This is a genomic window from Hymenobacter caeli, assembly GCF_013294115.1.
In the GTDB taxonomy this organism is placed as follows: Bacteria; Bacteroidota; Bacteroidia; order Cytophagales; family Hymenobacteraceae; genus Hymenobacter; species Hymenobacter caeli.
The window spans coordinates 104,971-125,205 of the sequence record NZ_JABSNP010000010.1 but is presented as its reverse complement, the minus strand read 5'-3'; the positions used below and the strand labels follow the sequence as shown (position 1 = coordinate 125,205).

General features: G+C 68.4%; 15 protein-coding genes. 11 read left to right on the top strand and 4 right to left on the bottom strand.

Going from position 1 to position 20,235, the window contains the following annotated elements; genetic code table 11:
- Nucleotides 1-17 precede the first annotated feature (17 nt).
- A complete protein-coding gene (locus HNP98_RS12090; protein WP_173810329.1) occupies nucleotides 18-848 on the top strand; it encodes a DUF6544 family protein in 831 nt (276 codons plus the stop codon).
- 299 nt (nucleotides 849-1,147) lie between these two features.
- Here the strand turns inward: HNP98_RS12090 and HNP98_RS12085 are convergent, their stop codons facing one another.
- Nucleotides 1,148-2,314, bottom strand: coding sequence for an Acg family FMN-binding oxidoreductase (locus HNP98_RS12085; RefSeq protein ID WP_173810328.1), 1,167 nt, complete (start codon nucleotides 2,312-2,314; stop codon nucleotides 1,148-1,150).
- 278 nt (nucleotides 2,315-2,592) lie between these two features.
- Here HNP98_RS12085 and HNP98_RS12080 point away from each other — a divergent pair, with 278 nt between their 5' ends.
- Together HNP98_RS12080 and HNP98_RS12075 are read left to right on the top strand one after the other, a co-directional pair.
- Nucleotides 2,593-3,654 carry a cyclic nucleotide-binding domain-containing protein gene (locus HNP98_RS12080; RefSeq protein ID WP_173810327.1) on the top strand — a complete coding sequence of 354 codons (1,062 nt, stop codon included), beginning with the start codon at nucleotides 2,593-2,595 and terminating at the stop codon, nucleotides 3,652-3,654.
- A gap of 191 nt (nucleotides 3,655-3,845) precedes the next feature.
- Nucleotides 3,846-4,676 carry a universal stress protein gene (locus tag HNP98_RS12075; protein WP_173810326.1) on the top strand — a complete coding sequence of 277 codons (831 nt, stop codon included), beginning with the start codon at nucleotides 3,846-3,848 and terminating at the stop codon, nucleotides 4,674-4,676.
- A gap of 14 nt (nucleotides 4,677-4,690) precedes the next feature.
- On the opposite strand, the gene HNP98_RS12070 is transcribed toward HNP98_RS12075, so the two are convergent.
- A complete protein-coding gene (locus HNP98_RS12070; protein ID WP_173810325.1) occupies nucleotides 4,691-5,008 on the bottom strand; it encodes a hypothetical protein in 318 nt (105 codons plus the stop codon).
- Between the two features lie 235 nt (nucleotides 5,009-5,243).
- Here HNP98_RS12070 and HNP98_RS12065 point away from each other — a divergent pair, with 235 nt between their 5' ends.
- Both HNP98_RS12065 and mgtA read left to right on the top strand, forming a co-directional pair.
- Nucleotides 5,244-6,845 carry a Na+/H+ antiporter gene (locus HNP98_RS12065; RefSeq protein WP_173810324.1) on the top strand — a complete coding sequence of 534 codons (1,602 nt, stop codon included), beginning with the start codon at nucleotides 5,244-5,246 and terminating at the stop codon, nucleotides 6,843-6,845.
- 171 nt (nucleotides 6,846-7,016) lie between these two features.
- Nucleotides 7,017-9,569 carry a magnesium-translocating P-type ATPase gene (gene mgtA / locus HNP98_RS12060; protein WP_173810323.1) on the top strand — a complete coding sequence of 851 codons (2,553 nt, stop codon included), beginning with the start codon at nucleotides 7,017-7,019 and terminating at the stop codon, nucleotides 9,567-9,569.
- A gap of 173 nt (nucleotides 9,570-9,742) precedes the next feature.
- Here the strand turns inward: mgtA and HNP98_RS12055 are convergent, their stop codons facing one another.
- Together HNP98_RS12055 and HNP98_RS12050 are read right to left on the bottom strand one after the other, a co-directional pair.
- Nucleotides 9,743-10,795 carry a response regulator gene (locus HNP98_RS12055; protein ID WP_173810322.1) on the bottom strand — a complete coding sequence of 351 codons (1,053 nt, stop codon included), beginning with the start codon at nucleotides 10,793-10,795 and terminating at the stop codon, nucleotides 9,743-9,745.
- Nucleotides 10,773-12,383, bottom strand: coding sequence for a sensor histidine kinase (locus tag HNP98_RS12050; RefSeq protein ID WP_173810321.1), 1,611 nt, complete (start codon nucleotides 12,381-12,383; stop codon nucleotides 10,773-10,775). The genes HNP98_RS12055 and HNP98_RS12050 overlap by 23 nt, the downstream gene beginning before the upstream one ends.
- 442 nt (nucleotides 12,384-12,825) lie before the next feature.
- On the opposite strand from HNP98_RS12050, the gene HNP98_RS12045 reads away from it, so the two are divergent.
- From HNP98_RS12045 to HNP98_RS12020, 6 genes are all read left to right on the top strand, one after another.
- Nucleotides 12,826-13,161, top strand: coding sequence for a thioredoxin domain-containing protein (locus HNP98_RS12045; protein ID WP_173810320.1), 336 nt, complete (start codon nucleotides 12,826-12,828; stop codon nucleotides 13,159-13,161).
- A 245-nt stretch (nucleotides 13,162-13,406) separates the two neighbouring features.
- Complete coding sequence (locus HNP98_RS12040; protein WP_173810319.1) at nucleotides 13,407-13,856, top strand: BLUF domain-containing protein; 450 nt, start codon at nucleotides 13,407-13,409, stop codon at nucleotides 13,854-13,856.
- 429 nt (nucleotides 13,857-14,285) lie between these two features.
- Complete coding sequence (locus tag HNP98_RS12035) at nucleotides 14,286-15,416, top strand: sensor histidine kinase (RefSeq protein ID WP_173810318.1); 1,131 nt, start codon at nucleotides 14,286-14,288, stop codon at nucleotides 15,414-15,416.
- Between the two features lie 197 nt (nucleotides 15,417-15,613).
- Nucleotides 15,614-17,158, top strand: a complete 1,545-nt coding sequence (locus tag HNP98_RS12030; protein WP_173810317.1) for a TolC family protein — start codon at nucleotides 15,614-15,616, stop codon at nucleotides 17,156-17,158.
- Entirely contained in the window at nucleotides 17,155-18,468 is a 1,314-nt protein-coding gene (locus HNP98_RS12025) for an efflux RND transporter periplasmic adaptor subunit (protein ID WP_173810316.1), read from the top strand. The genes HNP98_RS12030 and HNP98_RS12025 overlap by 4 nt, the downstream gene beginning before the upstream one ends.
- 174 nt (nucleotides 18,469-18,642) lie before the next feature.
- Complete coding sequence (locus tag HNP98_RS12020; protein ID WP_173810315.1) at nucleotides 18,643-20,094, top strand: L,D-transpeptidase scaffold domain-containing protein; 1,452 nt, start codon at nucleotides 18,643-18,645, stop codon at nucleotides 20,092-20,094.
- The last annotated feature ends 141 nt before the right edge of the window (nucleotides 20,095-20,235 follow it).

The following is a 20,235-nucleotide window of genomic DNA, read 5'->3' as shown; positions in this document are numbered from 1 at the left end:
CCTCAACCACCTTTACTATGAACCAGAAACTTGCCTGGCAACTGGCGGCCGCCGCCCTGGCCTTGCCCGCGCTGGGGGCCCTACTGGGCCGCGCCCGGGCCGCCCGCCAGCTGCGCCGCGACGTGGAGCAGCTGTTCGCGCGGGCCACCGATGTTTCGCCCCAGGTTTTCCGGGTGGCGCAGCTGGACGGGCTGCCCGCGCCGGTGCAGCGCTACTTCCGCCACGTGCTGCGCGCGGGCCAGCCCTACCTGCGCGGCCTGCGCTGGCGCCACGCCGGCCAGTTCAAAACCGATTTGAAGAAAGACTGGATGAACATCACGGGCGAGCAGTACGTGACGGCCGACCCGCCGGGCTTCATCTGGCAGGGCACCACGCGCTGGTTCACGGCCCGCGACGAGTACGTGGCCGGCCGGGGGGCCCTCACAGTGCGCCTGCTGGGGGCCCTGGCCATCGTGCGGGGCCACGGCCCGCACTACGACCAGGGCGAGCTGCTGCGCTGGCTGAGCGAAAGCATCCTGCTGCCCACCGCCCTGCTGCCCAGCCAGTGGCTCCGCTGGCAGGCGGTGGATGCGCATTCGGCCCGCCTGCTGTTCACCTACCGGGGCGAGGAGCTGGCCTACCTCGTGCGCTTCAACGAGGCCGACGAGCTGGTGCAGTGCGAAACGCAGCGCTACTTCGGCGAGGATACTTTACTGCCGTGGGTGGTGCGCTGCGCCCACTACCAGGAGCGGCACGGCGTGCGCATCCCCACCGCGCTGGAGGCCAGCTGGGTGGTGGACGGGCAGTTGCAGCCCTACGCCCGCTTCACCGTGCGCGCGCTGGCCTACGACCAGCTGCGGCCGTTTTAGAGCGCATTTCACACCGATGCACGTATTTTAGAGCAGTTCTCAGGTCGATGTACGGTTTGGCTGCTGCCGGTCCGCCGGCTTTTTCAGCCGGCCGACCGATTGTCGCTACGGAAAATAAGTGGCGGTTGGTCAACCGGTCGGCCGGCTGAAAAGGCCGGCGGACCGGACCGTACACGAACCTGAAAACCGCTTTAAAAGAGTTAAAAGTTAAAAAAACCGAGGGTTAAAATGCAGTTTAAAAGCATTTTAACCCTCGGTTTTTTTAACTTTTAACTAAGCGCGTCTGCTTGGAAACCGCGCTAAGCCCGCCGGTTTTCAAGCGGCAGGGCCCCGGCCTGCGCCACATCCTCCGCCACCCCGCCGTTTTGCACGAACCAGTCCACCGGGCGGCGCTCGGCCACGGGCTCGGGGTAGGCATCCACGTAGCCGCAGCGCAGCAGGAACTGCACGGGCGCGGCCAGGCCCAGGGCCCCGTTTACCTGCTGGGCGAAGGGGGCTTCCTCCAGAATCTGCGTCATGGGGTGCAGGGCGATGCCGTGGCCCCGCACCTGCACCCACAGGCGCTGCACCCGCCGGCCGGTGTCGAGCAGCGTGAGGGTGGCGCGGTCGGCGCTGGTGAGCACCAGCCAGCCGCCCGACTGGCCCACCTGCTCGGCCACGTTTGCCAGCCCGGCTTCCCGAAAGCTCGCCTTCATCACCGTGGCCGGGGTGTAAAAGTGCCGCACCCACCACCCGGCCACGCCGCCAATTTCCATGCTGGCGGGCGTGAGGCCGTCGCGGTGCCGGGCGGCCTCCTGGTCCGAAAACCGCACCCAGCGGCTCAGCTCCTGCTCGGCCGCGTCGCGGTAGGTTTGCTGGCGGTTGGCGGCCAGGGTCTGGGCGTCCAGCCACTGGCCCTGGGGCGAGTCGCGGCGGAAGAAGTGGTAGCCGGGCTCCCCCGCCGTCAGGGCGCGCACGTCGGCCGGGGCCAGCGGCTCGCTGCGGAAGCCGGTGCGCACGGTGCGGCGGCGCAGCAGGCCGGTGATGTCGGCGGCGGGGAGGCCGGCGGTCTTGGTCAGGGTTACGTCCATCAGGTCGGCGGCCTGGTTGGTGTTGGCCAGCAGCTGCCAGCGGCAAGCGTAGCCGAGGTGGTTGGCGGCGGATTCCAGGTTTTGCAGGAAGGCCCCCATGGAGAGGATGGTTTCGCGCTGGGTGGGGTCCACGGCCGCCAGCCAGCGGGTGCGGTCGCAGCCGATGGTCCACCGGAAGGGCCCCTGGCGCGTCACGCGCCAGGGCTGGGTGTTGTGGCCGCTGGGGGCCAGCGCGGCCAGGCGCAGAATTTCGCGTTCGTCGGGCAGCAAGGTCACCGGGCCGGCGGGCGGCGCCGGGGGTCGGGTGGTTTGGGGCGGGTCGGTGGCCAGGTAGGCGAGGCCGCCGGTAGTGAGCAGCACGCCCCCAACGGCCGGCCAAAAGTGTCTGCGGGTCATGGCGGGAAGGGAATTAGGTAAACCCACCTCAGCAGTTGGCGGGGGCGGGCGCTGGCAAAGGTGCGGGCCAGGCGGGGCGGGCACCATGAGCGTAGTCAGCCCGGCGGGCTGACTATTGTCAGGCCGGTAGCGCGGGGCAGCGGTTATTCCTATGATTTATCTCAGCGAGATAAAAAATTTATTATCAGCTTATTAGGCCGATATTGACTATCTCTCCTACCGCCGCTTACGTTCAGCCAGGCTGCTCGGCAGCCCGGCCGTTTTCACGCGGCCTTCCTATGAAAACGATTCTACTGCTGGCCGATGACCCGGCTGACCGGGAGCGCCTGGCCGCCCTGCTGGAGCTGGCCGGCTACGGCGTGCACACCGCGCCCACCGGCCCGGCCGGCTTGGCCCTGGCGCTGGCCCACCTCCCCGATTTGGTACTGTGCGCCGTGGGGCTGCCCGGGCTGCCGGGGCTCGATGGCTACGCCGTGCTGGCGCATTTTACCCAGCACCCGCGCCTGGCGGGCGTGCCTTTTCTGCTGCTGGCCAGCGGGCCTGACCACGCCGGCCAGCGCCGGGCCATGGCGCTGGGGGCCGACGACTACCTCGCGCCGCCCCTGGCCGACGACGAGCTGCTGGGGGCCATTGCGGGCCGGCTCGACCGCTTCCGCCACTTGCAGGCCGGCCACGACCTGGCGGCCCCCGGTGGGCTGGGCGAGTTTGTGGAGGATGCCCGCGCCACCGCCCGCCTCGACCACCTCGCCGGCCACCGCAAGGCCCACGCCGTGCGCCGCCGCCAGGATGTGTATCTCGAAGGCGACGAGGCCACGCGGGCCTACTTTGTGCAGGCCGGCCGCCTCAAAACGCTGAAAACCGACACCGAAGGTAAGGAGCTGATTACCGGCCTCTACGGGCCCGGCGAGTTTCTGGGCTACCTGCCCCTGCTCGAGCACACGCCCCACCGCGACTCGGCCGTGGCCATCGACGACTCGGAGCTCATCTACATCTCAGCCGAAGACTTCACCCAGCTGCTGCACCATGCCGAGGTGGGCCCGCAGTTTATGCGCCTGCTGGCGGGGCGGGTGAGCGAGCGCGAGCAGCAGCTGCTCGACATGGCCTACCACTCGGTGCGGCGGCGCGTGGCCGATGCGCTGCTGCGCCTGCACGCGCAGGCGGGCGGCACTGCGGCCACGGCTATTGAGCTGGCGCGCGAAGACATGGCCGCCCTGGTAGGCACCGCGCCGGAGTCGCTCATTCGCGCCATTCGGGAGTTCAAGCAGGCGGGCTTACTGGAGCTGACGGCCAGGACCATCCGGCTGCTGGAGCCCGACAAGCTGCGGCATACGCCCTGGTAGGGGGCGCGGACCAGCGCGCCCGGTCACTCCCCCGCGGCCTGCTTTGCGCCACAAGCGGTTGCGCAATAAATCAGACAATGGGGGTTCATTCATCATTGCGGCGGCGGGCAGTAGGGCCGACTTTTACGGCTGCGGGCTGCCTGCGGCCCGGTGCGGGCGGTTGTTGCTGCTGGTGGCGGCCGCTCTTTAGTATGAAACCAGCCTTTGTAGTGCTCACCGATTTGTCGGGGGCGGCCGATGCGGCGCTCACCTACACCACCCGCCTGGCCGCGTGCCTGGACGGCCGCCTGGTGCTGCTGCACGTCTTCCTGAACGTCAGTGCCTTAATTGAGCCCGAAACGGTGCTGGCCACCACCACTACCCAGCTGGCCGCCCGCCGGCAGCTGCGCGCCAACCTGTGCCAGCAAGCCGAAAAGCTGCCCCTCACCGCCGACGCCGAGCTCTCGCTCGATACCCTGGACGCGGCCGTGCGCGGGGCCGTGCAGCGCCACCAGCCGCTGCTGCTGGCGCTGGGCCGCGAGCAGCCGCACTCGCTGCTGGGCCGGCTCATTCCGCACCGCACGGTGTCGATTTTGCGCAGCGTGCGCCACCCGCTGCTGGTGGTGCCCGAGGGCTGCCCCGAAACCGAGCTGCCGCGCCGCGTGCTGGTGGCCGCCGATGGCCAGTCGTTCTGGCTCACGCCGCCTTCCCTGGCGCTGGGCAGCCTGCTGCTGGCCTTGCGGCCCACTACCTCGGTGGTGCACGTGGCCACCCAGACGCACGGCCCCTCCCGGGGCAACGTGGCCCTGGAGTCGGTGCGCCGCACGCGGCTGTTTGGGCCCCTCACCAGCCGCAGCCTGCACGAGGTGCGCGACGCATCACCGGCCGATGGCATTTTGCTGATGGCCAGCGAGCTGCAAGCCCAGCTGCTGGTGCTGCTGGCCCGGCCCCACTCGTTTCTGGGGGGGCTGTTTCACCGCAGCGTTACGGCGCAGGTGCTGCGCCACAGCCCGGTGCCGGTGCTGGTGCTGCCCACCAACTAGGCGGGCGTGGCTGGCTAGCTGGCCTCTCCCGGCTCGTAGGGCTCGTCGGCTTCGAAGTGGGCGAAGGCGAGTAGCCTGGGCTTCGCCCCGGCCGGGGCCAGCAGCTCGGGGGCCGCCGCCGCGCCCTGGGCGCTGTACGCCACAATGGCCGCAATGAGGGCCTGCGCCTCCGCCAGGGTGGCAAACTCAATCGTTAAATCGGCTTCGGGCCGTGAGGCGCGAATGCGAACGGCCGGCAGGGGGCCGGCCCCGGTCAGCAGCTCCAGGCTCACGAGGTGGGCCACGTTGAGGCGGGGCGAGTGCGGCTCATTGCTAAACGAAATAAAGGGCATGGCGCAGGGGTTTTAGCGTGGGTAGCCGAGCGGAAGGCGGCCTCCGCCCGGCTACCCCAAGTAACGCTGGCAAGCCCCCGTGGGCGCTGTCAAAAATCACGTTTTCAGTTGATTAAACTCATGCGGCCGGTTATGATAAGGGTGCGGATTGTGACGGCGGCACCCCAGCAGCGCGCCGCGGCGGCGCCGGCTTGCCCCACTTTGCTTTAAGCCAACCGCCGGGAGGGCGGCCCCCATGCACAACCTCGAACTTCTGATTGCCCTGCTGGCCGTGGCCACGGCCGTGGCCGAGCTGGCCGAGCGCAGCCGGCTGCCCTACCCCATCTTGCTGATGCTGGTGGGCACGGGGCTGGGGCTGCTGCCGGGCGGGCCCCGGGTCGAGCTGGCGCCCGATTTGGTGTTTCTGCTGTTTCTGCCGCCGCTGCTGTACGCGGCCGCCGGGAGCACGTCGTGGCCCGACTTTAAGGCGGCCCGGCGGCCCATTGGGCTGCTGGCGCTGGGCTGCGTGCTGTTTACGACCGGGCTGGTGGCCGGGGTAGCGCACTACCTGCTGCCGGGCTTCGGCTGGCCGGCGGCGTTTTTGCTCGGGGCCATCGTGTCGCCGCCCGATGCCGTGGCGGCCGCCGCCATCACGCAGGGGCTGGGGCTGCCGCGCCGCGTCACGGCCATTATCGAGGGCGAAAGCCTGGTCAACGACGCGACCGGGCTCATTGCCTACCGCTGCGCCGTGGCCGCCGTGGCCACGGGCCACTTCGTGCTGTGGCAGGCCAGCCTGCAGCTGGTGTGGGCGGCGGCCGCCGGCGTGGGCGTGGGCCTGGCCGTGGGCTGGCTCGTGCTGCACGTGCACCGCCTCACCAGCAGCCCCGTGGTGGGCACCAGCCTCACGTTTTTGACGCCCTACCTCGCCTACCTCGCGGCCGAGGAGCTGCACGTGTCAGCGGTGCTGGCGGTGGTCACGGTGGGGTTGTTTCTGGGGCGGCAGGTTACGCTGGGGCCCCAGGCCCGGCTGCGCAGCGAGGCCGTGTGGGGCGCTACCGTGTTTATGCTCAACTGCCTGGTATTTATGCTGATGGGCCTGGAGCTGCCCGCGCTCTTGCACGGCATTGCGCCCAGCTTGCTGTGGGCGGTGCTGGGCTATGGGCTGCTCATCAGCCTGGCCGTGGTGGTGGCCCGGCTGCTGTGGTGGTACCCCAGCGCCTACGCGCCCCGCTGGCTGAGCGCCGACATTCAGGCCGCCGAGCCCGTGCCGCCGCTGGCCCTGGTGAGCGTGGTGGCCTGGACCGGCATGCGCGGCGTGCTCTCGCTGGCCGCCGCGCTGGCCCTGCCCCTCAGCCTGGCCCCCGGCCGGCCGTTTCCGCACCGCGACGTGATTCTGCTCATCACCTTCGTGGTCATTTTTTGCACGCTGGTGGTGCAGGGCCTCAGCCTGGGGCCGCTTATTCGCTGGCTGGGCATCCGGCCCAACCCCCAGGCCGGGCGCGAAGAAGTGCACGTGCGCACGCAGCTGGCGCTGCGCATCCTGGCGTACCTGGACCGCCCCGCCACGGCCAACTGGGTGCCCGCCGAGGTGCTGCAACGCATGAAAGCCAGCTACGGCCTGCGCCTGGGCCTGCTGCGCAGCTGGACAACCGCCCTCAAAGGCCGCCACGCCTACGACCTGCGCGAAAAGCCCTTTACCAAGTCACAATTACTTCAGGAAGAGCTAATTAGATTCGAGCGCGGCGTGCTGCAGGAACTACAGCAAAAAGAGCGCACCAGCGAGGAAGTGCTGCGCAAGCTCGGGAACGAGCTGGATTTGGAGGAGGTGCGCCTGGAGCTGGACAAGGGCTTGTTTTGAGCTTACCCCCTTTCGCCCGGCCGGCATCGCCCGGCACCTGACCAAAATCATGGCCCGGCCTGCACTTTGCTAGGGCGCAGCGGGAATCGGCGAGAGAACCTTTGCGGTGCTGCCCCGCCCCTACCGCCCCTGGGAAAAACCAAGTGCTTTCCCCAAAAACCCCGTCTGGCAATGCCAACCCTTGCTCCCCCCCCCGCTGCCCCGGCCAACGGGGCCGCCTTCTGGGCCCTGCCGCCCGCTGCGCTGCTGGCCCAGCTGCGCACCACCGCCACGGGCCTGAGCACGGCGCAGGCGGCGGCGGCGCGCCAGGCGGCCGGGCCGAACCAGCTGCGGGCCACGGCCGAAACGTCGGCGCTTGGGCTGTTCCTGAGTCAGTTCAAAAGCCCGATTTCGCTCATTTTATTGGCCGCGGCCGGGCTCTCCTTTGCCCTGCGCGACACCACCGACGCGGTTATCATCTTCGTCATCATTGCCGTGAGCGGGCTGCTGGGCTTCTGGCAGGAGAAAAGCGCGTCCAACGCCATGCGGCACTTGCAGGGCATCGTGACGATGAAAACGACGGTGTGGCGCGACGGCCAGGAAACCACCATCCCTACTGAGCAGCTCGTGCCCGGCGACGTGGTGCGCGTGCAGGCGGGCCACCTGGTAGCGGCCGACTGCTGCCTGCTAACTGCCAACGAGTTATTCGTGAACGAGGCCACGCTGACCGGCGAAACCTTCCCGGTGGAAAAGCAGCCCGGCAGCGTGCCCGCCGACGCGCCGCTGGCCCGGCGCACCAACGCGCTGTTCATGGGGGCCAGCGTGGTGAGCGGCAGCGGCCAGGCCGTGGTGGTGCTCACGGGCCAGCGCACCGAGCTGGGCCGCATTGCCCAGCGCATTGGCCAGGCCGCGCCCGAAACCGACTTCGAGCGCGGCATCCGCCGGTTCGGCTTCTTGCTGATGGAAATCACGCTGGTGCTGGTGTTCTTGATTTTCGCCATCAACGTGGGACTGCACAAGCCGGTGCTGAGCGCGCTGCTGTTTTCGCTGGCCATTGCCGTGGGCCTCACGCCGCAGCTGCTGCCGGCCATCATCAGCATCAACCTGGCCCAGGGGGCCCGGCGCATGGCGCAAAAGCAGGTGATTGTGAAGCGCCTGAGCGCCATCGAGAACATTGGCAGCATGAACGTGCTCTGCGCCGACAAAACCGGGACGCTCACCGACGGCAACGTGCGCGTGGACCGCATCATGGACGCGGCCGGGCAGCCCTCGGCGCGGGCGGCGCTGCTGGCCAAAATCAACGCCCAGCTCCAGCAGGGCTTCCGCAACCCGATTGACGTGGCCATCCTGGCCTTCGAGCCCGCCGACGTGTCGGCCTACCCGCGGGTGGACGAGGTGCCCTACGACTTCCTGCGCAAGCGCCTCACCCTGCTCACCGAGCTGGACGGGCAGCTGGTGATGAGCACCAAGGGGGCCCTGCAAAACGTGCTCGACGTGTGCCAGTTCGTGGCCGTGGGCCCCGGCCCGCCGGAGCCCCTGGCCGCGCACCTGGCCCGACTCCAGCAAACCTACCAGGACCTGAGCCGCCGGGGTTTTCGCACGCTGGGGCTGGCCACGAAGAACACCAACGGCCAGCGCGACATCACCAAAGCCGACGAAACGGGCATGACGTTTCTGGGCTTCATCACCCTGTTTGACCCGCCCAAGGCCGGCATTGCCGAAACGCTGGCCGCGCTCACCGGCCTGGGCATTCAGCTCAAGATGATTACCGGCGACAACGCCCTGGTGGCGGCCAGCGTGGCCGAGCGGCTGGGGCTGGGCAGCCCAGCGGTGCTCACCGGCGCGGAGCTGCGGCAGCTCAGCCCCGAGGCCCTGCGCCAGCGGGTGGTGGCCACCCAGGTGTTTGCCGAAGTCGAGCCCAACCAGAAGGAGCGCATTATTCTGGCCCTGCGCCAGGCCGGGTTTGTGGTGGGCTACCTCGGCGACGGCATCAACGACGCCAGCGCCCTGCACGCGGCCGACGTGGGCATTTCGGTGGACTCGGCGGTGGACGTGGCCAAGGATTCGGCCGACATCGTGCTGCTGGAGCAAAACCTGGACGTGCTGCTCGACGGCGTGCGCGAGGGCCGCCGCACGTTTGCCAACACCATGAAATACATTTTCATGGCCACCAGCGCCAACTTCGGCAACATGTTCAGCATGGCCGGGGCCTCGCTGTTTCTGCCGTTTTTGCCCCTGCTGCCCACCCAGGTGCTGCTCACCAACCTGCTCACCGACCTGCCCGAGATGACCATCGGCTCGGACAACGTGGAGCCCGGCGCCGTGGCGGGCCCCACCAAGTGGGACTTGGGCTTCATCCGGCGGTTTATGCTGGCGTTCGGGCTGCTCAGCTCCGTGTTCGACTACGTGAGCTTTGGGCTGTTGCTGCTGGTGTTCCACGCCCGCGAGCGGCTGTTTCAAACGGGCTGGTTCGTCGAATCGGTGCTGTCGGCGGCCACCATTGTGCTGGTGGTGCGCACGCGCGGGGCGTTTTACCGCGCCCGGCCGGGCCGCTGGCTGGCCCTGGCCACGGGCGGCGTCGCGCTGGGCGTGCTGGTGCTGCCGCTCACGCCCCTGGCCCGCGTGTTTGGCTTCGTGCCGCTGCCGTTGGCGCTCTACGGGGCCCTGCTGGGCATCGTGGGGGCCTACGTGGCGGCGGCGGAGCTGCTGAAGGGCTGGTTTTACCGGCGTTACGCCAAGCACTAGCGCAGTTTCGGGGTTGGTGTACAGCGCCGGCGGCGGAGCCGGCCGGCCGGTTGTCGTGGGAACGGGGGCTGAATGACTGGCCAGGCGGCGCACCCGTCAACCGGTCGGCCGGCTCCGCCGACGGACCGGCGCACGGACACAGACTTGGGAAGCGCAGTGGGCCGCGGCGGGCCTTACCAGTGCGCCCGGCGCAGCTTCTCGGGCTCCAGCACCCGGATGTTCTTGGGCGTCAGCTCAATCAGGCCGCTTTGGTTGAACTCGCTGAGGGTGCGGATGAGCGACTCGGAGGCGGTGCCGACCATGGCGGCCATGTCCTCGCGGGTGAGTTGGATGGTGGCGGCCGGGTCGGCGGCCGTGGGCTCGTAGAGGCGCAGCAGCGTGTCGGCCACCCGCCGACGGATGGAGCTGTAGGCCATGGCCAGCAGCTGCTGCTCGCGCTCGCCCACGCGGCCCGCCAGCAGGTGAATAAACTGCTGGCTCACGGCCGGATTACGCAGCACGAGCTGCGAAAAATCATCCTGCGGAATGTAGACCAGCTCCGCGTCGTCGACGGCCACGGCCGAGTCGGTGTGCGGCGTTTGGCCCAGCAGCGCCAGGTAGCCAAAAAACTCGCCGGGGCCGTAGAAACCGGTAATCAGCTCCTTGCCCCCCTCGGTGGTTTTCAAGGTTTTGACGCGGCCGGCCTGCACGAAATACACCCGCGTGGGCTCGTCGCCTTCGAGGTAAATGTCCTGCTTGCGGCGCACCGGGTGCGCGCGGCGGTCGGCCGAGAGGCCGGCCAGGTTGCCCACGGCGCGGGCATCGTCCAGAAACGCGTGCAGGCCGCCGGCTTGCAGGTCGTAGTCGGGCTGCAGGTGCTGGAAGCGGTCGAGGCGGCCACTGATGGCGCTCAGCAGCTCGTGCTCGCTGAAGGGCTTGGTGAGGTAGTCGTCGGCGCCCAGCTCCATGCCGCGGCGCTGGTCGGCGCGCTCGGTTTTGGCGGTGAGGAAGATGAACGGCACGCCCGCCAGCTGCGGGTTTTGGTTGAAGATGTGCAGCACGCCGAAGCCGTCGAGCACCGGCATCATGATGTCGCAGATGACCAGATCGGGCCGGGCGGCCAGGGCCTGTTCCACGCCGACTTTGCCGTTTTCGGCGGTGTGCACGGTGTAGCCGGTCAGCGCGAGCAGCTCGGCCGTATTTTCCCGGATGAAGGCATCGTCCTCAATCAGCAGAATCGTTTTCATAGGGAATGGTGACGGTGACGGTGGTGCCCTGGCCCAGCGCGCTGCGCAGGGCAATGGTGCCCCGCAGCAGCTCCAGGTACTTGGCAATGATGTAGAGGCCCAGCCCGGTGCCGGGCACGGTGCTGACGTTGCGGGCCCGGAAAAACCGCTCGAACAAGTGCTTCTGGTCGGCCTCCGAAATGCCCACGCCCTGGTCTTCCACGCTCAGCACCAGCTGGTTGGCCTGGCAGCTGGCTCGCACGGTCACCACCGAGTTATCGCCCGAATACTTGAGGGCGTTGGAGAGCAGGTTGACCACGATTTTGCGCAGCAGCGAGGCATCGAGGTGCACGGGGTCGGGGCACTCTACCAGGCGCACAATGGTTTGGCCGGGCTTGCGCAGGCTTTGCACATCGGCCAGGGTTTCGGTGAGCAGCGCGGCCAGGTCGAAGGTGGTGGCGTGCGCCGCCATGGTGCCTTCCTCGATGCGGCCCACCGACAGAAACTCCTCCAGGATGGCGTTGAGGTGGTTCACCGAGGCTTCGATGCGCGCCAGGTGGCGCACGCGCTGGGCCTGCTGGTCGCCGCCGGGGTACTTGCCGATGAGCGTGGCCGAGGTGAGCACCGCCGTGAGGGGGGTCCGAAACTCGTGCGAGGCCATGCTCACGAAGCGCGACTTGAGCTCGCCCAGCTCGCGCTCGGCGGCCAGGGCCTGGGCCAGCTCCTGGCCGCGCTGCTCGAGCTCGGCCAGGGTGCTGAGCAGCGCGTGGGTACGGTCGGCCACCTTCTGCTCCAGCTCGGCGTTGAGGCGCGCCACGTGCTGGTGCTGGGCAATGAGCTCCTGCTCAGCGGCTTGCTTGAGGCTGATATCGAGAATGTAGGCCACCACGTACAGCTCCTCGTCGAGGTAGAAGTAGCTCAGGCTGACTTCCACCGGAAACACGGAGCCATCCTGGCGCTGGCCTTGCAGCACGCGGTGCAAACCCATGCTGCGCACCTGCGGGTGCTGGTTGAACGATGCGCGCAGCTGCTCGTGGTGATGGTCATCGGAACCGGGCACCAGCGCTTCGATGCGCCGGCCCAGCAGCGCGGGCAGCGCGTAGCCAAACAGCTGCCCCGCCAACTCATTGGCCGACACCATGATGCCCGCTCTATCGCAGACGATGATGCCGATGGTCGCATTGGCAAACACCGCCTCGAAGCGCCGCACGCTGTGGGCCAGGGCCCGCTCGGCGTGCTGCAGGGGGCTTTGCGCGGTCAGGCACACGAGGAGCGAGGGCCGGCCTTCGGCCTCAAAATGCGTGAGCCGCATGTAGGCCTGGAGTGGTTCGCCGGTGTGGCGGCGAATGCAGGCGTCCAGCTCGTGGTGGCCTTCGCGCCGGGCAATTTCGACCAGCGCCCGCCACTCGTCCGCCGTCCAGGGCGGCGTGCGCAGCGAGTGGTCGGGGTCGGTGAGAAAAGCCTCTTCCGAGGCATAGCCCAGCAGCTGCACGGCCACGGGATTTACCTGCGTAAACCAGCCCATTTCAACATCATAGATGCCCACAAACTCCCGCGAGTGGGTGTAGAGCAGGTTGGAGAGAACGGTAGTGTAAGCAGTGGAAAGCATCGGCGGGCGCGGGGGAATCGGGGTACTGGGCTAAACCTCGTTCCCACCAAAGGTCGGCGGTAGGCGGGGGCCTGCTTATGACGAACGTCAGGTATTTACCCGAAAACTATCATGGCGGTGACCCAAACGGCCCAATAGTTTTGCGACACCTGCCAATTGAAACGGGTACGGCCGCTCCGGCAGGCGCTCCTGCGCGGGCCGGGCAAATGCCTGGGGCTTTAGATTTCTGGCGGCCGCCGGGGCCCCGGCCCCAGCGGTCAAGTGCCAGCCCCGCCATCGGCTCTGCCACTGCGGCACACCGGACGGAATTACCGCGTCACCCTTTTCTATAATTAATATGATACATATCAACTATTCAGACACGTATTCTCCTGTGGGGAGGAGTGGGAAGGCACTATTTTTGCCTTTATTCTCCTCTACTACCGCCAGCGGGCTGCTTGCCATGTCCATTTCTTTCTCTACGCCAAGTGCTGCCGTGGCCGCCGATGCAGCGGTGCTGCTGGTGCTGCTGCCGACAGAGGGCACGGCCCTGCCGGTGCGGGCGGCCACGCTGGCGGCGCTCCAGGCCTTGCAGCAGCGGCTGGGAAGTGTTATCCGGGTGCTGTCGGTGGACGAGGCCAGCCATCCGGCGGTGGTGCGCAGCTTCCAGGCAACCAATTTGCCGGCCTTCGTGCTGGTGCGGCAGGGCGTGGAGCTGTGGCGGCAGCAGGGCCTGCCCGAGGGCGAGTTCATCGTGGCCCAGCTGCTGGCCCGGCTCGCCGGGGCCCCAGCGGAGTAGGCTGCCCGCCGGGCCGGCACGCTGGCTCGGCGTTGCAAGTGAATTAAAAATATGACCACCAAATATTTAATTTATCGTTTTTAATTCGCTTCCAAACAATAAATTGTCCTAAAAATCGCCGTAGTGGCACGCTTGGATTGGGCCGGTTATCAGGCTCACTGCGTAACTTCACCAACCGTAAGCGCTGCATTGGCCAGGAAGGGTACCCGCCCCCGGCGGGCTTTCATTTACTTGCTGCTGCGACCATGGGCCTGTACCACCTCCTCTACCACAGCCAGGCCCTGCAACCCTTCGACACGCCGGCGCTGACGGCCCTGCTGCACCAGGCCCGCGCCTTCAACCGCGAACACCACCTCTCGGGCCTGCTGCTGCACACGCCCGACGACCGGTTTTTTCAGATTCTGGAGGGCGAAGAAGACGTGGTACGGACGCTCTACTACGACCGCATCGTGGCCGACCCACGCCACCACCACTGCCGCCTGGTGGGCGCCGGGGCCTGCGCCGAGCGCAGCTTTGCCGACTGGAACATGGGCTTCCGCGTGGCCAACGCCGCGGAGCTGCACGCCCTGCTGGCCGCCGCCACGCCCGCCGAGCTGCTGCTGTTTGCCCCCCAGCCCCGCGTGCGCCCCGAGCTGCTGAAGCTGCTGCTGGATTTTGTGGCCCACCACGAGCTGGAGTCCATCAGCTACGCGTAACCCTCGGGTCGCTAATTACTTCCATTTCCAAGTACGGGTACGGGCTCCGGTCCGCTGGCAAAGCCAGCCGACCGGTTGACGGGCGCGCCGCCTGGCCGGTCGGGCAGGCCTCGTTCCCGCGTGCGCCGCCTGGCCGGTCGGGCAGGCCTCGTTCCCGCGTCAACCGGTCGGCCGGCTCCGCCGCCGGACCGGCGCAGGAGCAACCGCGCTAAGCAGAAGCTGTGGTTTGTCACCCTGAGGGCTGATTTTCGTCATGGGGGCCGCTTTGGGGCCGGCGTAATCTTGTGTTGTGCCACTTGTACCGCACCCGCTGGACGGGTTTTTCAGGGGCCCCTACCCCCTTTTGGAGGCCGTACTGTGCCCCGGCACAGCTAGTGGCGGCCCCCACGCGCGCACCCGCACCAGCTGCCCTTCATCGAATCAGTACCCATGCCCGATTACGCCGACTTCTTTCAGGACCAGGCGGAAGCCAGCGCCCACGTGCAGTTTGTGTACGACCCGGCGGCGGGCCGCGTCGTGTTCGTCAACGCCGCCTACGAGCGGGTTTTTCAGGGCACCCGCGGGCTGGTGAACGCCGAGCTGCCGGGCTTGCTCCGGCGCCTGCACCCCGACGACCGGGCCTACCTGGCCCACTACTGGGCCCGGTGGCAGCAGGGCCCGCCCGCCAACGAAGTAGAAGTGCGCCTGCTGCACGCGGGCCAGCCGCACCAGTGGTTTTGCCTCACGCCCGCTTACCGGCAGGATGCGCAGGGCCGGGTGCTGCTCGGGGGCACCCTGCGCGACACCAGCGTGCTGAAGCGCTACCAGGAAAACGCCGACCTGTTCAACAGCCGCAAAAACGCCACGCTCGAAATCCTGTCGCACGACCTGAGCGGGGCCTTTATTATGATAAAGCAGATTGCCCAGTTCCTGCGGGAGGAAGTCACTTCGCCGCTCAACAGCCGGGTGCCCGAGATGCTGAACGTGCTGGAAACCACCAGCCGCGACAGCGTGAAGATGATCCGCGACCTCATTAACATAGAATTCCTGACCTCGGCCAACACCGACCTGAAGGTGGACCGCGTGGACGTGGGCGCCGTGCTGCGCGTGCCGCTCGACCAGCTCCAGGCCGGCCAGCGGGTGCTCGGCCACGCCTTCACCTACACGCTGCCCGCCGCGCCGATCTACGCCCACCTCGACGTCAACAAGTTCACGCAGGTGCTCATCAACCTGGTGGGCAACGCCTTCAAGTTCACCCCCGATGCCGGCCGCGTGGCCGTGCGCATCGCGCCGGGGCCCGGCGTGGTCCGCATTGAGGTGATGGACGAGGGCATCGGCATTCCGCTGGCCCTGCAGCCGTACCTGTTCGAGCGGTTTACCAAGGCCCGCCGGCCGGGCCTGCGCGGCGAAGCCACCACCGGGCTGGGCCTGGCCCTGTGCAAAACCATCGAGGAGTGGCACCACGGCCACATTTCCGTGGCCAGCCAGGAGGGCCAGGGCAGCACGTTCACCATCGAGATTCCGCGGGCCGAAACCGTGGGCGCACCGGCGCGGGTGGGCGCAGTTGAGGTGCTGGAGTGAGCCGCGACCGGTTTTCCGGGGGCAGCGGACGGCGCTGTTGGCGAGGAGATACGCGCACGGGGCCCCGGCCGGTATCGGCGGCGCTGCTGCCGATGGCTGGTGGGCCGCTGGGTAGCACGGGGCCGCATTTTAGCGAATACACCACTAAAATCTCCAGCGCAAGCTGCTTTCGAATACGCTTTAAACCCCCGGTTGCCATGAACAGGAAAACAGCCGTGCTCCAGGGCCACCGGACTGGAGACAAGTGCCTGCGCATTGGCCAACAGCCTATTGGACCCGGCTGGCCGAAAGGCGCGGGGCTGCTGGGGCTGCTACTGCTGCTCAGCACCACCGGCCGGGCGCAGCCGGTGGGGGTGGTGGGGGGGCCCCCGCCGGGCCACGCGCCGCTGACCCTGCCCGAGTGCATTGCGCTGGCCCAGGCCCGCAACGTGGCCGCCCAGCGCGCCGACCTGAATACCACCGCCAGCCGGGCCGCGCTGCTGCAATTTCGGGCCAACCGCTACCCCACCCTCAACGGCAACAGCGGCTACAACTACAGCGCCGGCCGCAGCGTGGACCCCGGCACCAACCAGTTTGTGAACCAGCACGTGGGCAGCGTGAGCGCCAGCCTGACCAGCGCCGTCACCGTGTTCAACGGCGGGCGCATCCAGCACACCATCCGCCAGTACGAGAAGGACCTGGCCGCCACCCGGCTCGACGCCGAAACCGCCCGCCTCGACCTCGCCCTGCAAGTATTGCAGGGCTACGTGGCCGTTTTGCAGGCCCAGGAGCAGCTGCAAACCGCCCTCGTGCAGCACGCCGAAACGGCGGCCCAGCTGGCCCGCACCCGCCAGCTGCTGGCGGCCGGCAGCGTGCCCGAAACCAGCGTGCTGCAAGTGCAGGCCCAGCTGGCCACCGACCAGCTCACCGCCACCGCCGCCGCCAATGCCCTGGCCACCGCCCTGCTCACCCTGCGCCAGCTGGTTGAGGAACCCGCCCGGCCCGATTTTGCCATTGCGCTGCCCACCCAGCCGGTGCCCCTCGGGGCCGATACGCTCAGCCCCGGGGCCCTCTACGACACGGCTTTGGGCACCCAGCCGCAGGTGCGCGGGGCCAGCCTGCGGGCCGAAAGCGCGGGGCTGGGCGTGCGGGCGGCGAGGAGCCAGCTGCTGCCGCGCCTGGCCTTGAGCGGCAGCCTGGCCACCACGTACTCCTCGGCGCGCAACCTGTATACGTACCAGACCGTGACGCAGCAGCAGGTGGTGGGCTACCTCGGCAACGACCTGGCCCAGCCCGTGTACGCGGGGGTGCCCATCACCACGGGCACGAGCGGCGGCTACACGCTGGGCAGCCAGTTCCACGACAATTTCAACCCCTCGGTGGGCCTGAGCCTGAGCGTGCCCATCCTCAACAACCTCGCGGTGCGGCGCACCATTCAGGTGGCCGAAATTGCGGTGGCCTCGGCGGCCCTCGACGAGCGCGACACCCGCAACCAGCTCCGCAAGGCCGTGGAGCAGGCCCAGAACGACGGCCAGGCCGCCGGCCGCCGCGCCGCCGCCGCCCGCGAGGCGCGGCGCTTCCAGGACCAGGCCTACCGCAACATGGCCGTGAAATACCGCCTCGGCGCGGCCAATGCCCAGGATTTGCTCATTGAGAAAAACAAGCTCGCCAGCGCCCAATCCGAGCAGACGCAGGCCAAATACAACTACCTACTGGCACTCAAAGTCCTGGATTTTTACCTGGGCAAACCCCTCACGCTATGACGCCGCTTCGCCCTGCTTTGCCCCTGGTGCCGCTGGTGGCCGCGCCCGCTTTGGTGCTGCCCGCGCCCGCCGCCCTGCCGCCCGCGGCTACTTCACCGCCGCCGGGGGCCCCGGCCGAAATCCCGGCACTGAGCGAGCCCGGCTGGTGGCGGCGCCCCTGGCCCTGGTGGACGCTGGCTTTTGTGCTGGCCGCCGCCGCGGGGGCCTGGTTCTGGCTGCGCCCCAGTGCCGTGGCCTGGAAGTATTACACCGCGCCGGTCGAAAGCAAGCCGCTGGACCTGGGCGCCACGGCCACTGGCACGCTGGCCGCCGTGCGCACCGTGGCGGTGGGCACGCAGGTGTCGGGCGTGATTTCGGCCTTGTACGCCGACTTCAATTCGCGGGTGAAAAAAGGCCAGGTGATTGCCGAGCTAGACAAAACCCTGCTGCTCTCGGCCCTGGCCGACGCCACCGCCGTGCTCGACAAAGCCCAGGTGCAAACCCGCGAGAGCCAGCGCGAATTCGAGCGGGCCCGGCTGCTCTACGCCAATAAGGTGACGGCCCGCGTGGACTACGACACCGCCCTGACCACCTACCAGAGCGCCCTGGCCAGCGAGCGGTCGGCCCGCACCCAGCAGCAGCGCGCCCGCGTGAACCTGAACTTTGCCACCATCGCGGCCCCCATTGCCGGGGTGGTGGTAGCCCGCAATGTGGACGTGGGCCAGACCGTGGCCGCCAGCTTCAACACGCCCACGCTCTTCACCATCGCCAACGACCTGACCCGGATGCAGGTGGAAGCCGCCGTGGACGAAGCCGACATCGGCCAGGTGAAAACCGGCCAGCCGGTGCGCTTCGAGGTCGATGCCTACCCCGGCCGCGCCTTCCAGGGCGTGGTGCAGCAGATTCGCCTGCAACCCGTTGTCACGCAGAGCGTGGTCACCTACACGGTCATCATCAGCACGACGAATGCCGACCTGGCCCTGCTGCCCGGCCTCACCGCCAACCTCACCGTCGGCACGGCGCACTACCCGGCCGCGCCCACCGTGCCGGCCAGTGCCCTCACGTTTGTGCCGCCCGCGGGCTACCTGCGGGCGGGTGCCGGCCCCGTGCCGGCCGGGGCCCTGGTGTGGGTGGTGCGCGGCGACTCGCTCCGGCCCGTGGCCGTGCGCGTGGGCGCTACCGATGGCGTGCACACCCAAGTGCGGGGCCCGCTGCGGGCCGGCGAGGCCGTGGCCACCGGCCAGGACAACGGCCCGGCCAAATCCGGCACCGGCAACCTCATGTCGGGCATGTCGGGCGGGGCCAGCGGCGGGCGGCGCGGGCCATTTTAAATCAACTCGTAAAGAAACGGTCGTGCCGAGCGCAGCCGAAGCATCTCGACCACTTCGTTATAAAATTATTGATTATCAATATTTTATAGATACTTCGGCTTCGCTCCGCACGGCGTTCCGTTGGCTTTCCAGCCTTTTCTTCTTTCCCTTGCCGCACAATTTCCCATGCCGCCCATGCGCCCGCTAGTTGCCCTGCTCTCCCTTGCCCTGCTGGCGCTGTCGGCGGGCCGCCCGGGCGCGTTGCCGGCGCGGCAGCAGGGCCCGGCCCAGGCTACGCCCACCGGCCCGGCCGCCCGCATCCAGGCCCTGTTCCGCGACACGCTGGCGGGGGCCCTGCCACTCGTTCAGGTTCAGAGCAGTCGGGCATTCTACCGCCGGCGGGCCCATGCGCCGGCCTGGTGCGCCGCCCAACAACTCGCGCCACCGGGCCGTGCGGCGCTGGCCCTACTGGTCCGGGCCGAAGACTTTGGCTTGCAGCCCCGGCACTACCACGTCGGGGCCCTGCAAGCCCTGGCTGATTCGCTGGCCCAGCCCCAGGCGCCCGTTCGGCAAGATGCGCAGCTGGCCCGGTTGGACGTGCTGCTCACGGACGGGCTGCTGGCGTTTGCCGTGCACCTGCGCCGGGGCCAGCTCCACGCGTTCACGCCCTCGCCGCTGGAAAAAGCCGGGGGGCCCTTTGCGCCCGCCGCCTGGCTGGCGCACGCCCTAGCGGCCCCGGATTTTGCCGGGGCCCTGCTGCGGTGCCAGCCCCAGCAGCGCGAGTACCAGCAGCTACAACAGGCCTTGGCCCGGTGGCGGCGGCAGCCGGCCGGCCGCGATGCCGGGCCCCGGCGGCGGCGGGCCCAGCAGCTGGCCGTCACGCTGGAGCGCTGGCGCTGGGCAGCCATTCCCGACGCGGAATACGTGCTGGCGAACCTGCCGGCCTACCAGCTGGAGGTCGTGCGCCACGGCCGGGTGCTCCAGACGCACCGCCTGGTGATTGGCCGGCCCGCCAACCCCACGCCCACGCTCAGCAGCCGGCTCACTTCCTTCACCATCGCCCCGGAATGGCGGGTGCCCCGCCGCGTGGCCACCACGCAGCTGCTGCCGTACTTACAGGCCAACGCCCAGCGGCCTTCGGAGCACGATTTCCTGGCGGACAACAACTACCTGCTCTTCGATGCGCAGGGCCGGCCGGTGGCGGCCGCCGGGGTGAACTGGGCGGCGGTGACGGCGCAGAACTTCCCGTACACCCTCCGCCAAAGCCCCGGCTGCGGCAACCTGCTGGGCAACATTATTTTCCCCTTCGCCAACCCGTACGGCTTGTACCTCAACGACGGGCCCGACCCGCAGCGGTTCGAGCGGCCCTACCGGGCCCTGGGCCACAGCTGCCTGCAAGTACAAAACCCCATGCACCTGGCCGCCTACCTGCTGGGGCCCGACGCCGCCCGCGCCGCGCTGCCCACCGAAGCCCAGTGCGAAGCCGCCCCGAAGTCGCGCAACTTCTTTCTTAAGCGGCCGGTGCCGCTCCACGTGCGCTACGCCACCTGCGCGGTTGTGGCCGGCCGGCTCCGGTTTTATGCGGATGTATACGGGCGGGATGAGGAGTTGCGCCAGCAGCTGTTTGGGCGCGGGCTGGCCAGATAGGGCGGTGCGCAAGGTCCGGTCCGCCGGCGCCAGCCGGCCGACCGGTTGTCGTTGCTTATACCCGCTAGGTACGCCCAATGATAACCGGTCGGCCGGCTGGCGCCGGTGGACCGGAGCCGGCACTTGGCTACTTATCAATCT

Excerpts from the sequence above, each read along its gene's own strand:
- HNP98_RS12025 (WP_173810316.1), top strand. The coding sequence starts at position 17,155 with ATGACGCCGCTTCGCCCTGCTTTGCCCCTGGTGCCGCTGGTGGCCGCG.
- HNP98_RS12030 (WP_173810317.1), top strand. The coding sequence starts at position 15,614 with ATGAACAGGAAAACAGCCGTGCTCCAGGGCCACCGGACTGGAGACAAG.
- HNP98_RS12050 (WP_173810321.1), bottom strand. The coding sequence starts at position 12,383 with ATGCTTTCCACTGCTTACACTACCGTTCTCTCCAACCTGCTCTACACC.
- HNP98_RS12040 (WP_173810319.1), top strand. The coding sequence starts at position 13,407 with ATGGGCCTGTACCACCTCCTCTACCACAGCCAGGCCCTGCAACCCTTC.
- HNP98_RS12035 (WP_173810318.1), top strand. The coding sequence starts at position 14,286 with ATGCCCGATTACGCCGACTTCTTTCAGGACCAGGCGGAAGCCAGCGCC.
- mgtA (WP_173810323.1), top strand. The coding sequence starts at position 7,017 with ATGCCAACCCTTGCTCCCCCCCCCGCTGCCCCGGCCAACGGGGCCGCC.
- HNP98_RS12090 (WP_173810329.1), top strand. The coding sequence starts at position 18 with ATGAACCAGAAACTTGCCTGGCAACTGGCGGCCGCCGCCCTGGCCTTG.
- HNP98_RS12065 (WP_173810324.1), top strand. The coding sequence starts at position 5,244 with ATGCACAACCTCGAACTTCTGATTGCCCTGCTGGCCGTGGCCACGGCC.
- HNP98_RS12075 (WP_173810326.1), top strand. The coding sequence starts at position 3,846 with ATGAAACCAGCCTTTGTAGTGCTCACCGATTTGTCGGGGGCGGCCGAT.
- HNP98_RS12020 (WP_173810315.1), top strand. The coding sequence starts at position 18,643 with ATGCGCCCGCTAGTTGCCCTGCTCTCCCTTGCCCTGCTGGCGCTGTCG.
- HNP98_RS12080 (WP_173810327.1), top strand. The coding sequence starts at position 2,593 with ATGAAAACGATTCTACTGCTGGCCGATGACCCGGCTGACCGGGAGCGC.
- HNP98_RS12055 (WP_173810322.1), bottom strand. The coding sequence starts at position 10,795 with ATGAAAACGATTCTGCTGATTGAGGACGATGCCTTCATCCGGGAAAAT.
- HNP98_RS12070 (WP_173810325.1), bottom strand. The coding sequence starts at position 5,008 with ATGCCCTTTATTTCGTTTAGCAATGAGCCGCACTCGCCCCGCCTCAAC.
- HNP98_RS12045 (WP_173810320.1), top strand. The coding sequence starts at position 12,826 with ATGTCCATTTCTTTCTCTACGCCAAGTGCTGCCGTGGCCGCCGATGCA.
- HNP98_RS12085 (WP_173810328.1), bottom strand. The coding sequence starts at position 2,314 with ATGACCCGCAGACACTTTTGGCCGGCCGTTGGGGGCGTGCTGCTCACT.